Source organism: Novosphingobium sp. MMS21-SN21R, assembly GCF_031846015.1.
In the GTDB taxonomy this organism is placed as follows: Bacteria; Pseudomonadota; Alphaproteobacteria; order Sphingomonadales; family Sphingomonadaceae; genus Novosphingobium.
In genome coordinates, this window is sequence record NZ_JAVRDU010000001.1 from 1,417,498 (window position 1) to 1,431,387 (window position 13,890).

The following is a 13,890-nucleotide window of genomic DNA, read 5'->3' on the forward strand; positions in this document are numbered from 1 at the left end:
GTTCAAATCCTACAAGGCTAGGAAAAGTCCTTCGAAAGTGGAGTGACGTCGGATGGATGCTGAAACGGAAGCCGGAGCCCGCTCGCGTCTCGTCACGCTGGCCGGCGCCCGCGGGGTTAGCCTCGCGGCGCTCTCAGGCCTGATCGGGCGGAACACGACCTATCTGCAGCAGTTCGTGCGCAAGGGCAGCCCGCGTAAACTGGAGGAGAACGACCGAAAAACGCTCGCGCAATTCTTTGGCGTGGCCGAAAGTGAGTTGGGGGCGGGTCTGCGTGAAGACGCGGTGGTGACTGGGCAGGGACAGGGGCAGGGAGGACAGGGGATGATTCGATCTCCGCTGCCGGGCGTGCGCGCGTCACTCGCCGAGTGGGCAGACATTCCGCGCTTGCCGCTCGGGGCATCGGCAGGGCCGGGAGCGCACGCCGCAGAGGAAATTCCCTCCGGCCGGCTGCGCTTCTCAAACCGTTGGCTCAAGGCGCAGGGGCTGGAGCCGGGCATGCTTTCGGTGATCGAGGTCGAGGGCGATTCGATGGAGCCGACCCTGCGCGACGGCGACGAGATCCTTGTGGACCGCACACCGCGCCCGACCCGCGCCGGCATCCACGTCATCCGGCTCGACGATGTGCTGCTCGTCAAACGGCTCGAATCAGGGCCCGGCGGCACGCTGCGGATCATTTCCGACAATACGGCCTACCCCCGCATGGAGCGGCCAATGCAGGACGTCGATGTCCTTGGCCGGGTTGTCTGGAAGGGCGGGCGGTTGTGATCGCACCCGCCTTGCCAAATCAGCCCGCAATGGCCATTTCCGGGCAATGAACCAGATGCCCCCAGAGCCGCCCATGAAAGTGGCCATCATTCCCGTCACCCCGCTCGAGCAGAACTGCACGCTGGTGTGGTGCACCAAGACCATGAAGGGCGCATTCATCGATGCGGGCGGCGATCTGGACAAGCTGAGGATGGCGATTGCGCGGTCAGGCGTCACAATCGAGAAGCTGCTCGTTACCCATGGCCACATCGATCACTGCGGGATGACCGGCATTCTCGCACGTGATCTCGGCGTGCCGGTAGAGGGGCCGCACGAGGCTGACCGCTTCTGGATTTCACGCCTCGATGAAGACGGCAAGCGCTGGGGTATCACCGGCGAAGTTTTCGAGCCTGACCGCTGGCTGACTGATGGCGAAACGGTGACGATTGGCGAACTGGAACTCGACGTCATCCATTGCCCTGGCCACACGCCCGGCCACGTCATTTTTTATCACGCGCCGTCGCACTTCGCGATTGTCGGGGACGTGCTGTTTCAAGGATCAATCGGTCGCACCGATTTTCCGATGGGCAATCATCAGGACCTGATCGATTCGATCACGCAGAAGCTGTGGCCGCTGGGTAACGACATCACGTTCGTGCCCGGCCACGGCCCGACCAGCACGTTCGGTCAGGAACGGCAGACCAACGCATACGTCAGCGATTACGCGTTGCGATGACGAGTCTGTGAAGGCCCTCTGCGTGCAGCACAGGGCCTTCACACCCCATTACATGTCCAGTGCGATGGACACAGCCCAGACACCCAGGCCAAGCTGGGTCAGCATGGTGATCAAGGTGCCTGCGGCCCGCAGGAAGCCGAGACGGCCCCCATCCATGCCGATGCCGTGGGCCACACGCCCGAGCGAATAGATCGCCGCAGCGCCCAGCAGGAACGGGTTTCCGGTGCGGGCCAGTTCAACCGTAGCAATCAGCACGAGCACGATTGGTGTGTTCTCGATGAAGTTTGCCTGCGCCCGCATGCGCGCGATCAGATCCATGTCACCGCCATCGCCGATGCTGATCTTGCGGGACGTGCGGATCATGCCGATGCGCAACGACAGCCAGATGTTGATTGCTGCCGCAGCGGCGGCTGCGCACAGCGTAATGGGCAAAATTGTCATGCCTTCTGGTACTCCCCCTCGATATCGTGCCGGGGACTACCCGACCGGCGTCCTTGGTAACGTGGGCAAGCTTGCAAAGCATCAGAAAATCCGTATAGGCGCGCCTTCGCCTGCGTTTGGCGAATCCCGTTCCTGCTGCGCTCGTCGCTGCGTACGGTTCCAGCTTCCGGTTTGATGATCGGGATTGGACTTGTGCGATGGACCGGTTTTCCCTATCGCGCCCGCAACAAACTACGCAATTTCAGGAACAGGTGCCGAAATGGCCGTCCCCAAAAGAAAGACTTCGCCCTCACGCCGGGGCATGCGCCGCAGCCATGACGCTTTGAGCGTCGATGCATTCCACGAATGCTCGAACTGCGGTGAACTCAAGCGTCCGCACAATCTGTGCAACGCTTGCGGTCACTACAACGGTCGCGAAGTCATCGCCGTCGGGCTCTAAGCCCATCAACGGGGGGGATTCGGGAACATGAGCCTGCCGCGTATCGCCGTCGATGCGATGGGCGGCGATGAGGGCGTGCGCGTTATGGTTGAGGGCGCGGCACTTGCCCGTCGTCGCCATGACCGCTTCAAGTTCCTTCTCGTCGGCGATGAGGAGCGCATCAAGCAGGCGCTCGAAAATCATCCGAACTTGCGCGGGGCGTCAGAGATTCTCCACGCCCCGGACATCGTCAGTGGTGACGAAAAGCCGACGCAGGCTCTGCGCCGGGCCAAGACCACATCGATGGGCATGGCGATCAACGCCGTGAAACAAGGCGATGCAGGTGCTGCCGTCAGTGCGGGCAACACTGGCGCGCTCATGGCCATGGCCAAGTTGGCGTTGCGCACGATGCCCGGCATCGATCGCCCGGCGCTGTCCGCTTTGCTGCCGACGCTTGGCGATAACGATCTGGTCATGCTGGATCTGGGTGCGAACACCGATTGCGACGCGCGCAACCTCGTGCAGTTCGCGATCATGGGCGCTGCCTATGCGCGCATCGTCAGCAATCTCCATGCGCCGCGGGTACGCCTGCTCAACATCGGCACCGAAGAAACCAAAGGCACCGATTCGCTGCGCGATGCGGCTACCCAGCTCAAGGCGCTGGCTGGTGATCTCGCCCTGTCTTTTGATGGCTTCACCGAGGCGGACAAGCTTTCGCGCGGCGATGTCGACGTGGTGGTGACAGACGGATTTTCCGGCAACATCGCGCTCAAATCGATGGAGGGTGCGGCCCGGTTCGTTGCGGACCTGCTGCGCCGGAGCTTCTCGTCGTCGCTGCGGTCCAAGGTCGGGTTCCTGATTTCGCGCCCCGCCACCGAACTGCTCAAGCACCACCTTGATCCTAACAATCACAATGGCGCAGTTTTCCTCGGCCTGAATGGCATTGTCGTGAAGAGTCACGGCAGCGCATCTGCGGTTGGCGTGGCAAATGCTGTGGCAGTCACCGCGCGCTTGCTTGAGGAAAACCTGACCGAACGGATCAAGGCCGACCTTGCACGCGTGGGCGCAGAGGCCATTCGTACAACCGGGCGGGGAAGATCAGCGGCAATGAAGGGCGAGAACGCGGCATGACAGTTCGTGCGGTTGTTCGCGGCAGCGGTTCGGCCCTGCCAAAGCGTGCGGTTTCCAACGCCGAAATGGCGACCATGGTCGACACCACCGACGAGTGGATTGTCGAACGCACCGGTATCCACAATCGCTACATCGCGGGCGAAGGCGAGACGACTTCGACTCTGGCCACCGAAGCCGCCCGCAAGGCGCTGGCTGCGGCCGGCATCGACGCAGCACGGGTTGATCTGATCGTGCTGGCAACCGCCACGCCCGACCAGACGTTCCCGGCCACCGCGACGATTGTTCAGCACAACCTCGGCTGCAACGGCGGTATCGCCTTTGATGTCGCTGCGGTCTGTTCCGGCTTTCTCTACGCTCTGGCGACAGCCGATTCCATGATCCGCACCGGCATGGCCAAGTGCGCTATCGTGATTGGCGCAGAGACCTTCAGCCGTATTCTCGACTGGGATGACCGCACCACGTGCGTTCTGTTCGGCGATGGCGCGGGTGCGGTCGTGCTCGAGGCGCAGGATGTTGACGAAGCTGATCCCGCAGCGCCGGGAATCATCGCCACGCGCCTCCACGCCGATGGCGCGCACAACGAACTGCTCTATGTCGATGGCGGACCGTCGACCACCGGAACGGTAGGCAAGCTGCGGATGAAGGGGCGCGAGGTTTTCCGCCACGCCGTCACCAATCTTGCCAATGTCCTTACCGAAGTGCTTGCGGCTTCCGGCCACACTTCCGATGACATCGACTGGGTCGTGCCGCATCAGGCCAATTTGCGCATTCTCGATGCGACTGCGCGCAAGCTCAGCCTTTCGCCGGACAAGGTCATCGTAACGGTAGATCGTCACGCCAACACGAGTGCAGCATCGGTTCCGCTGGCATATGATACGGCTGTGCAGGACGGGCGGATCAAGCCGGGTGATCTCGTGATGTTCGAGGCGATGGGCGGCGGATTCACGTGGGGCGCTTGCCTCGCACGGGTGTGATCCTGCACCGATTTGGGGCGGTAGCTGTCGTTATCCTTTGTCCCCAAGGCATTGCATTGCGTTCTTGAGAATCGGCGTTATTCTGCGTCCCCTTGGATCAATCAATTAATGGGGGAAGTCGGGGATGCGGTCGATCGGGACTCTGACGCGCGCTGATCTTGCTGAAAGCATCAACCGCCGGGTTGGGCTTTCACGCGCGGATTCGCTGGAGATGGTGGAATCAATTCTGCAGCACATGTGCGGTGCGCTTGCAGAGGGCGAGAACGTCAAGATTTCCGGCTTCGGCACATTTCTGCTACGCGACAAGGCAGAACGCGTCGGGCGCAATCCGAAGACGGGGATCGAAGTTCCCATCACGCCGCGCCGCGTTCTGAGCTTCCGCGCAAGCCAGATGCTGAAGGACCGTATCGGCCAAGGCTGAGGGCTTGGTCATGGATACACCTCTTCTCCCAGATCCCGAAAACGGCGTGCCGGATGCCGGCGACGGCAAGGATCCCGGAGCATTTCGCACGATCGGCGAGGTGGCCAAGACCCTTGGCATTCGCCAGCACGTATTGCGATACTGGGAAGAGCAGTTCCCGGCGCTGCGCCCGCTCACGCGCGCGGGTGGCCGCCGTTACTATCGCCCGCAGGATGTCGCCTTGCTGACTGAGATCAATCGACTCCTCAACCATGAGGGCTATACGATCAAGGGGGCAAGGCAGGCGTTACGCGGGAAGAAGGCGTCTGTCGCTGAGCCGTCTGTCGCCGCAACGCTGCCAGCGGCAGTTCCGGGTGTTGCGGACGCGATCCGTGCTATCCGCGACCGGCTGGCCGCGGCACTGAACGGTTAGTCGACGAGACTCGGCCCCAGCGCCGGGTCCAGGTCGCGCGGACGCATCAGTTCGACCAGCTTGCCGCAGCCTTCGGTGACGTCGGCCCAGCGCTCCACGTCCAGTTCGATGACCGCAAATGTTGCGGTCGGAAACTTCTGCTCGACCACGTCTCGCAAGGGCGATGATCCGTCGTCGGGCACGAGGTCGAAAATCAGGTCTTCGAGGCCCGGGTTGTGGCCAACCATCAGCACACTCGCCGGATCGCCTTCGAGTTCCTTGAGCAGATCGAGCAGGGTGGCAGAACTGGCGAGGTAGATCCGCCGGTCCCATTCAACCTTGAAGGTGCAGCCCCAGGCCTTGCTGGCTTCTTCCACCGTTTCGGCGGCGCGGACGGCGGGCGAGGCGATCATGCGATCGAACTGTCGCCCGCTTGCCTTGATATAGGCGCCCATTGCCCGTGCACCGAGCTGGCCGCGTTCGTTGAGCGGGCGGTCAAAATCCCGCGCGCGGGCGTCGCTCCAGTCAGATTTCGCATGGCGGAAAAGCGCGATTGTTTTCACGAAATCCCCTCCGTTCGCGTGGGCGCGGCTTCCGCTTCAGAAACACCGCCCGCAACGCTTTGTAAAGCCACATCGAGCGTGACCCGGCGGATCGGCGTTCCGGCAGGAAAGGCGCTGAGCAGGCGCGACGGGAAAGCGGAGGACAGCACGACAAAGTGGCCCTTGTCTCCCGACGAGCGGATCAGCCGCCCAAAGGCCTGCGCAAGGCGCGCGCGGATGATGCGGTCATCATAGGCCTGCCCGCCGCTCGCAAGCCGCCGCGCCCGGTGCAGAATGGAAGGCTTGGGCCAGGGCACCTGTTCCATCACCACAAGCCGCAGCGAATGGCCCGGCACGTCGACCCCGTCACGCAGGGCATCCGTGCCGAGCAGCGATGCGCGCGGATCGTCGCGGAAAATGTCGACCAGTGTGCCGGTGTCGATCGGATCGACATGCTGCGCGAACAGCGGCAAGCCACCGCGCGCCAGCCTGTCGGCAATGCGGCCATAGACCGCGCGCAGCCGGCGGATGGCGGTGAACAAGCCCAGCGCGCCACCGCCCGAGGCTTCGATAAGGCGGCCATAAGCGGCGGCGAGAGCGGGAATATCGCCCTTGGCCACGTCGGTCACGATCAGCACTTCGGCCTGATTCTGGTAATCGAACGGGCTTTCCGCTGCAAACAGGTGTGGTGCAATGTCGAGGTGTGTCGCGCCGCTGCGCTGGACCGCGCTGTCCCAATCGTCGCCGTCGCGCAAAGTGGCCGACGTCATCATCACCCCGTGCGCCGGTGCAAGAACGCTGTGCGCGAACGGCTTCATCGGGTCGAGATAATGCCGGTGCAGCCCGACATCCCATTCGCGCCCGTCCGAGCGTTCGACCGCCACCCAGTCGACGAAGTCGGGATCGCCCGGACCGCCTAGCCGTGCGAGAAGGGCGATCCATCCGGCGACAAGATCGGTGCGCCAGCCGATCGCACCGCGCGCGCCCTCGATCCGGGCGCGGGCGGGGCCGTCAAGCCAGTCCGGCCCGTCCTCGATCAGCGCCTCCAGCCGCAGACCAAGGCGGACCAATGGTTTGCGCAAGGCCTCCAGTGATTCCTGCGCGCGGCCCGCCACCTCGATGAACGCGCCGTCAAGCTGGGCGACTTCGGTTTCCAGTCCGTAGCCCGCGTCCTGTCCGCCGCTTTCATCGCGGGCATAGGTCAGCGCACGGGCCGCAGAAAGCAGCCCTTCGATCGGGCCGGAGGGCGTGCCTTCGACGATGCGGGCAAGCCAACCTTCGCTGGGCAAGGCGTCGGCGGCTTCGCGCGCCTGGGCGATGGCCCGTTCGCCTTCCTCGTCATAGCTGGCGACATCGGCAAGGCGTGCCGAAAGCCCGCGCCGCCGCCCACGCGATTTACCTTCGGGGCCGATCACCCAGCGGCGCAGCTCAATCGTCTCGGCACCGGTCAGGGCAGACGAGAACGTTGAATCCGCCGCTTCGAAAACGTGATGGCCTTCGTCAAAGATGATACGGGTGGGGCGCTGCGCCGCATCGCGCCCACGCGCGGCATTGACCATGACGAGCGCGTGATTGGCGATGACCAGTTCGGCGCTGGCAGACGCGCGGGCAGCGCGTTCTATGAAGCACTTCCGGTAATGCGGGCACCCGGCATAGACGCATTCGCCGCGCTGGTCGGTCAGCGCCGCAATGCCGCGTTTGCGGAAAAGCGTGCCGAGCCAGCCCGGCAGATCGCCGCCGATCATGTCGCCGTCCTGCGAGTAGGCGGCCCAGCGCGCGACCAACTGTGCGAGGATGGCCGCGCGTCCGCCGAAGCCGCCTTGCAGCGCGTCTTCAAGGTTGAGCAGGCATAAGTAATTCTCGCGCCCCTTGCGCACCACGACGGGCGGCTTGCCATCGCGCTCAGCCGGGAAGGCGCGGCGGCTTTCGCGGCGGAGCTGGCGCTGCAGCGCCTTGGTATACGTCGAAACCCAGACCGTGCCGCCGGAACGTTCGGCCCAGAGCGAGGCTGGGGCAAGATAGCCGAAGGTCTTGCCCGTGCCAGTGCCTGCCTGCGCCAGAACCATATGCGGGTGATGCTGCGACATGCGCGGCTGGAAGGTGCGCCCTGCCTCGTGCGCATAGTCCTGCTGCGCTGGCCGCGCTTCGGCACCGGCGCCGGTGAGCTCGGCAAGTCGGCTTGCGATGGCCTGCGCATCCAGCGTCACTTGCGCGGGTTGCGGGCGTTCCGGCGTCTCATCCCATTCGGGCAGGCGGGTGAACAGCCAGCGCTCTGCGCGCTCCGGCTTGGCGATTCTGGGCGAGAGCAGGGTGGCCCAGGGCCAGCGCATTTTCACCAGCGATTGCAGGCTTGTCCACGCGCCCTCGCGCTCGAGCCAATCGGCGCGCTCGCACATCGACAGCAGCGCTTCGGCGGCTTGCTGAAGCAGAAGGGGTACTTTGTCGTCGCCTTGGGGTTCGTCGAGGCCGAGCGCATGCGCCAGCCCCTTGGGCGTCGGCACGACGAAGCGGGCGGGATGAACGAAGGCGTAGAGTTCGAGCAGGTCCAGCCCCGAAAGATCAGGATAGCCCAGGCGGCTGGCCACAAGCGGCGCGTTTAGCATCAGCAGCGGCGTGTCTGCCGCCGCCACGATCGCCTCGCCCTTGCCGACGCCGCGCGTGGCAAATCCGTCACGCAGCCAGCAGCCGCCGTGGCTTGCGTGGATGGCGGGAAGCTGGAGGGCGGGGCGGTCCGTCACCCGCATGCGTTAGAACAGGAATGGAACAAGGGGCAAGGGCGAACGCGTCAAAGCGGCGCGCGCCGGTTTATTTACCCCCGGGCTTAATAGCGCCGCCCGCCCGCCGTCCTTCTCAGCGGGACCAATCGCGGAGCGCAACCCGGCTTCGCCCCATAGTGGAGAATGGGACATGGCAGTCATCAACACGAATATCAGCGCCATCCGCGCTACCAATGCTTCCAACTCGGCCAACAAGATGCTCGGCATGGCCATGGAACGCCTGTCGACCGGCAAGCGTATCAACGGCGCCAAGGATGATGCTGCAGGCCTCGCAATCAGCACCACCATGACATCGCAGATCAAGGGCATGGGCCAAGGCATCCGCAATGCCAACGACGGCATTTCCTTCGCCCAGACCGCCGACGGCGCGCTGAATGAAGTGACCGCGATGATGCAGCGCATCCGCGAATTGGCTGTGCAGGCCAAGTCGGCGACCTATCAGGACACCGATCGCGATTACATGAATTCGGAAGTCCAGGAACTGAACACCCAGATCAACGATGTGCTGGGAACCGTGAAATTCAACGGCAACAACGTCTTCGGCACGACTGACACCACCTTTGACATTCAGGTCGGCGCGGAAACAACCGACGTCGTGACGATCACCAGCAAGGGCATCTCGACAGTTGCCTTCGACGTGAGCGACGTTGCCAACGCCACCACGACGATTACCGATGCCGATACCTCGCTTGCCGAAGTCAGCGCGGCGCGTGCCTCGTTCGGTGCGGCGCAGAACCGGCTGGAATCGGTGGTCAACAACCTCAACGACAATGTCACCAACCTCTCGGATGCCCGCAGCCGCATTCAGGATACCGATTACTCGGCGGAAACGACCGCCATGGCCAAGGCGCAGATCCTCAGCCAGGCATCCACCGCGATGATCGCGCAGGCCAATCAGGCCCAGCAGAATGTTCTTTCGCTCCTGAAGTAAGCCTCCCTCAGGAGCGGCCTCCACGGAAGGGCGGGATCGCGGATGCGCGGTTCCGCCCTTTCGGTATGGCCTAAAACCAGCTTTTGCTTGCGCAAGCCGCGCCCGCGCGCAAAAGGGCGGGCACTATGACAGACGCCATCCACACCGCCGCCCAGACATCGAAGGCATGGCCTTTCGAGGAAGCCCGCAAGCTCGTGAAGCGGTTTCCGGGTGGCAAACGTGATGCCGCGGGCAATCTGGTGCCGGTCCTGTTCGAAACGGGTTACGGTCCATCAGGCCTGCCGCACATCGGCACGTTTCAGGAAGTCCTGCGCACCACGCTGGTGCGCCGCGCTTACGAGACGCTGACCGGCGGTCACCCAACGCGGCTGGTTGCGTTTTCCGATGATATGGATGGCCTTCGCAAGGTGCCTGACAATATCGAGAACAAGGCTGTTCTCGAGGCTCACCTAGGCCATCCGCTCAGCCGTATTCCTGATCCGTTCGGGACACACGAGAGTTTTGCGCATCATAACAACGCGATGCTGCGCGATTTCCTCGACCAGTTCGGCTTCGATTATGAATTTGTCTCGGCGTCGGACCGCTACAACGCCGGCGGCTTTGACGATGCGCTAAAGAACGTCCTGCGCCATTATCAGGGCATCATGGATATCATGCTGCCGACGCTGCGCGAGGAACGCCGAAAGACGTATTCTCCCGTCCTGCCGGTTTCGCCGACCAACGGTCAGGTGTTGCAGGTGCCGATCGAAGTAGTCGATGCCGAGGCCGGGATCGTGCGGTTCGAGGACGTCACTGGCGAGACGGTCGAGCACAGCATTCTGGGCGGTTGGTCAAAGCTGCAGTGGAAAGTTGACTGGGCGATGCGCTGGGTCGCGCTCGGCGTCGACTATGAGATGTGCGGCAAGGATCTGACCGACAGCGTCACGCAATCGGGCCGGATCGCGCAAGTGCTGGGCGGGCGTCGTCCCGAAGGACTGATCTACGAACTCTTCCTCGATGAGAAGGGCGAGAAGATTTCCAAGTCCAAGGGAAATGGCCTGACCATCGAGCAATGGCTGGAATACGGCAGCGATGAGTCGCTCGGCTTTTACCTGTTCCGCGAACCCAAGAGCGCGAAGTCGTTGCACGTCGGGATCATTCCGCGCGCGGTCGATGAATACTGGCAGTTCCGCGAGAAGCTGCCCGCGCAGCCGGTCGAGCAGCAGCTCGGCAACCCGGTATGGCACCTGCTGCGCACTAACGGTTACCATGGCGGCGACGGCGAAAGCCTGCCGGTGACTTATGGCCTGCTGCTGAACCTTGTGGGCGTGCTGGGCGCCGGGGCCACGCGCGAGCAGGTTTGGTCCTACCTTGCCAACTATGTCGAGAACGCCGATCCCGCAGCCCATCCGGCGCTCGACGGACTGGTGACGCGCGCTCTCGCCTACAACCGAGATTTCATCGCTCCCACGCTTCAGCGTCGCAAGCCCGAGAGCAACGAGGCACTGGCGCTTGCGGCGCTGGACGAAGAACTGGCTGGCACCTCCGACGACGCCACGGCGGAGGAACTGCAGAACATCGTCTACGAAATCGGCAAGGACCCGCATTACGGGTTCGAGCAGCTCCGCGACTGGTTCAAATGCCTTTACGAAACCCTGCTGGGATCGCCGCAGGGGCCGCGCATGGGCAGCTTCATCGCGCTCTACGGCGTCGGCAACACGCGCGAACTGATTGCCGAGGCGCTAGGCGATTAACGAGCCAAAGTGCGTGTCCGGGTGATCCAGCCACGCACTTTGGCTTCCAGCACCGGCATAGGCAGCGCGCCGCTGCCCAGCACCTGCTCGTGGAACAGGCGTATGTCGAAGCGGTCGCCAAGTGCGGTTTCGGCTTCGCGGCGCAGACGCTGGATAGTGAGCGCTCCAATCTTGTAGGCAATCGCCTGCCCCGGATTGGCGATGTAGCGGTCAACTTCGGCGGCGGCGTCGCTGCGGCCCATGCCGGAATTGGCGAGCATGTAGGTCACTGCCTCTTCGCGAGTCCAGCCCTTGGTGTGCAGGCCTGTATCAACCACCAGCCGCATGGCCCGCAGCATCTCGTCGTCGAGCGTACCCCAGTGCTGCATCGGGTCCCTGTAGAGGCCCATGTCGTAGCCAAGCGTTTCGGCATAGAGCGCCCAGCCCTCGATATAGGCAGTGTTGCCACCAAAGCGCTGGAAATCCGGCAGGTCGGCATTTTCCTGCGCAAGGCTGATCTGGAAGTGATGTCCCGGCGCACCCTCGTGCAGATAAAGCGTTGTGATCCCGGTCAGGAAACGGCTTTTCAGATCGTATGTGTTGAAGAAGAACACGCCCGGCTGGACACCATCGGCCGATCCTTGCGCATAGCTTCCGCCGGCCTCGAACCGGGCGCGATAGGCGAAGTAGGGCTGGATCTGCAGCGGGGTGCGCGGAAGCTGGAGGAAAAAGCGCGGTGCAAGCGCATCGACCTTTTGCGCGGTCGCGCGGAAACCTTCGGCCAGTTCCCGTTCGGTGCGGGGATGATAGCGGGGATCGCTGCGGATATGATCGAAAAATCGGCGCAGCGGCCCGGTAAAGCCAAGTTCCTGCTTCACCACCTCCATCCGCGTCTGGATTTGCGCCACGTTGGCAAGGCCAAGCTCGTGCACCGCTGCCGGATCGAGATCGAGCGTGGTGTGTGATCGCGCAAGCACGCGGTAGAGCTGTTCGCCACCGGGAAGCGCCGACAGCCCTACCTGTTCACGCGCGGCAGGCCGGTAATCCTCAGCCAGAAAGCGGCGCAACGCGCGGTAGGCGGGATAGACATCATGCCGGGTAACGAGAGTCAGGTCGCGTGTAAGCCTCTGCCGGTCGGACGTGGAAAACGTTTCCGGAAACTGTCTTGCAGGTGTGAGGAAGGGAGAGGCCTTGACCGGTTGCGCGAGCAGTCCGTCGATCTGCACGATCATGTTGTCCACGATGAGTCTCGGCTCGGTCACCCCGCTTGCGATGCCTTCGCGGAACCGGGCCATGGCTTGATCCATCACACGCGGCAGGGCCCGGTGGCGCGCGATCAGCAGTTCGTAATCTGCAACCGTTTCAAGCGGGACACCGCTGCCTGGTACTGACAGTTCGGGATAGCTTACGTGGAAGCCGCCGAAATGATTGAAAGGCTGGACGTCCAGCAAAACGGCGATTTCAGGTCTTAAGAGGGCCTGCTCGCTACGCTTCGCGTCCTCGAAAACTGCGCGGGAAATGCGGTGCCCCTCGTCAAGTCTTGCTGCGTCGATGCGGGCCAAACCGGCCAGCGCCCGGTTGTTTGCATCGCGGCGCATGGCCGAGAGCCGGGGCGTGAAAAGGAGTTCGAACTGCGGCACTGAAACCCTGCGCCCCTGTTCCAGCGCGCCCAGCGGGTCGAGGTCGATATTTGCGCGAGCATCCTCGGCGAACAGCCGGTCGAGCGCGGCGTTCGCGGCCAGCTTGTTGGCAGGCGCCGGTGCGCTGTCGATCCGCGCGACTGCTGCAGGATCGTTCTGCAAGGGTGAGCGGGCTTGTGCCGACTCTGGGGCAAGCAGCGCCGCTGCAAAGGTTGCGGCAAGCGCTGTGGAAACGCTTGCCTGCCAGCGAGTCAATGCCACTGACGCGCCCGGTACCACTTGGTCAGCACGTATTTGGTCCCGCGCACAACCGGCATTCCGGCATGCATGGAATTGGGATTGGGCGTGCCATCGGGCTTCATGTTGTTCCAGATCAGCAGTGCACCCGGCTGTGGCGGGATCGTCAGGTTGATGCGAGTGAAGTCGGTCGTCCCGCCTTCTTCGACGGCGTTGAGATAGGCCATTGCAGTCCAGCTACGCTGGCCACCGCGCTTTTGTTCCAGATCCCAAAACGGTTGGGACGGAAGAAAGTGATCGTAGTGCGCGCGGAATTCCTGGCCCGGCGCATAACGCTGGCCCTGAATCGTCTCACCAAAGGCGGGATCGATTCCCATGAGGTCGTCAATCCGCCGCTGGAGCATCATGATGAACGGCTCGAACGGGTCCACATCGCCGCTGAAGCTGGTGCGGCCGCTCGAATCCGTGCCCTTGTAACTCGGCGAGGGCACGGCAACGCTGTCGACAATGGCCATCAGCTTCTCGCATTCGGGTTGCGAAAAGAAATCGGCCACGCCGAATATTTCAAGATCATCTACCGGTATGCGATAGACGCCGGGATCGCCCGACAAACGGGTGCGCACGATCTCGCCAACGCTTTTAAGCGCTTGCTGTTCTGCGGTGTTTACGGATTTTCGGCGGAGAATGGCCATGGCTTTCCCGATCATGCGACATCCACTCGATCAGCGCAAGGCAAGTCAATTGGTCCGAACTGGATGCATGACAAGAAATTCATCAAGCATTTCTTGAAGGTT

Annotated in this window: 14 protein-coding genes; 9 read left to right on the top strand and 5 right to left on the bottom strand. The window is 63.1% G+C overall.

Annotation, left to right across the window (positions count from 1 at the left end):
* Positions 1–52: 52 nt before the first annotated feature.
* Together RM192_RS06865 and RM192_RS06870 are read left to right on the top strand one after the other, a co-directional pair.
* Positions 53–766 (top strand): S24 family peptidase, encoded by a 714-nt coding sequence (locus tag RM192_RS06865; RefSeq protein WP_311506802.1) that lies wholly within the window; start codon positions 53–55, stop codon positions 764–766.
* A 46-nt stretch (positions 767–812) separates the two neighbouring features.
* Positions 813–1,481, top strand: a complete 669-nt coding sequence (locus RM192_RS06870; RefSeq protein ID WP_409233793.1) for an MBL fold metallo-hydrolase — start codon at positions 813–815, stop codon at positions 1,479–1,481.
* 48 nt (positions 1,482–1,529) lie between these two features.
* On the opposite strand, the gene RM192_RS06875 is transcribed toward RM192_RS06870, so the two are convergent.
* Positions 1,530–1,922 carry an MAPEG family protein gene (locus RM192_RS06875; RefSeq protein WP_311506803.1) on the bottom strand — a complete coding sequence of 131 codons (393 nt, stop codon included), beginning with the start codon at positions 1,920–1,922 and terminating at the stop codon, positions 1,530–1,532.
* A 259-nt stretch (positions 1,923–2,181) separates the two neighbouring features.
* Here RM192_RS06875 and rpmF point away from each other — a divergent pair, with 259 nt between their 5' ends.
* From rpmF to RM192_RS06900, 5 genes are all read left to right on the top strand, one after another.
* Entirely contained in the window at positions 2,182–2,361 is a 180-nt protein-coding gene (gene rpmF / locus RM192_RS06880) for a 50S ribosomal protein L32 (RefSeq protein ID WP_054106339.1), read from the top strand.
* A 27-nt stretch (positions 2,362–2,388) separates the two neighbouring features.
* The gene (plsX, locus tag RM192_RS06885; RefSeq protein ID WP_311506804.1) at positions 2,389–3,471 is read left to right on the top strand and encodes a phosphate acyltransferase PlsX; all 1,083 of its coding nucleotides are present in this window, start codon (positions 2,389–2,391) and stop codon (positions 3,469–3,471) included.
* A complete protein-coding gene (locus tag RM192_RS06890; RefSeq protein WP_311506805.1) occupies positions 3,468–4,445 on the top strand; it encodes a beta-ketoacyl-ACP synthase III in 978 nt (325 codons plus the stop codon). Before plsX ends, RM192_RS06890 begins: the two co-directional genes overlap by 4 nt.
* A 124-nt stretch (positions 4,446–4,569) precedes the next feature.
* Positions 4,570–4,866: an integration host factor subunit alpha gene (locus tag RM192_RS06895; protein WP_311506806.1), complete on the top strand. Its 297-nt coding sequence runs from the start codon at positions 4,570–4,572 to the stop codon at positions 4,864–4,866.
* Between the two features lie 10 nt (positions 4,867–4,876).
* Positions 4,877–5,278, top strand: a complete 402-nt coding sequence (locus RM192_RS06900) for a MerR family transcriptional regulator (RefSeq protein ID WP_311506807.1) — start codon at positions 4,877–4,879, stop codon at positions 5,276–5,278.
* Here the strand turns inward: RM192_RS06900 and RM192_RS06905 are convergent.
* Both RM192_RS06905 and RM192_RS06910 read right to left on the bottom strand, forming a co-directional pair.
* Positions 5,275–5,820 carry a histidine phosphatase family protein gene (locus tag RM192_RS06905; RefSeq protein ID WP_311506808.1) on the bottom strand — a complete coding sequence of 182 codons (546 nt, stop codon included), beginning with the start codon at positions 5,818–5,820 and terminating at the stop codon, positions 5,275–5,277. The two genes, RM192_RS06900 and RM192_RS06905, sit on opposite strands and share 4 nt — an antisense overlap.
* The gene (locus RM192_RS06910; RefSeq protein WP_311506809.1) at positions 5,817–8,537 is read right to left on the bottom strand and encodes an ATP-dependent DNA helicase; all 2,721 of its coding nucleotides are present in this window, start codon (positions 8,535–8,537) and stop codon (positions 5,817–5,819) included. Before RM192_RS06910 ends, RM192_RS06905 begins: the two co-directional genes overlap by 4 nt.
* A 169-nt stretch (positions 8,538–8,706) precedes the next feature.
* Between RM192_RS06910 and RM192_RS06915 the strand changes: the two genes are divergently transcribed.
* Both RM192_RS06915 and RM192_RS06920 read left to right on the top strand, forming a co-directional pair.
* The gene (locus RM192_RS06915) at positions 8,707–9,507 is read left to right on the top strand and encodes a flagellin (protein WP_311506810.1); all 801 of its coding nucleotides are present in this window, start codon (positions 8,707–8,709) and stop codon (positions 9,505–9,507) included.
* Positions 9,508–9,632: 125 nt separating this feature from the next.
* A complete protein-coding gene (locus RM192_RS06920; protein ID WP_311506811.1) occupies positions 9,633–11,240 on the top strand; it encodes a lysine--tRNA ligase in 1,608 nt (535 codons plus the stop codon).
* On the opposite strand, the gene RM192_RS06925 is transcribed toward RM192_RS06920, so the two are convergent.
* Together RM192_RS06925 and RM192_RS06930 are read right to left on the bottom strand one after the other, a co-directional pair.
* On the bottom strand, positions 11,237–13,120 hold the full coding sequence (locus RM192_RS06925; RefSeq protein WP_311506812.1) for a DUF885 domain-containing protein: 1,884 nt from the start codon (positions 13,118–13,120) through the stop codon (positions 11,237–11,239). The genes RM192_RS06920 and RM192_RS06925 overlap by 4 nt on opposite strands.
* Positions 13,111–13,803, bottom strand: coding sequence for a 2OG-Fe(II) oxygenase (locus RM192_RS06930; RefSeq protein ID WP_311506813.1), 693 nt, complete (start codon positions 13,801–13,803; stop codon positions 13,111–13,113). The genes RM192_RS06925 and RM192_RS06930 overlap by 10 nt, the downstream gene beginning before the upstream one ends.
* Positions 13,804–13,890: the final 87 nt, after the last annotated feature.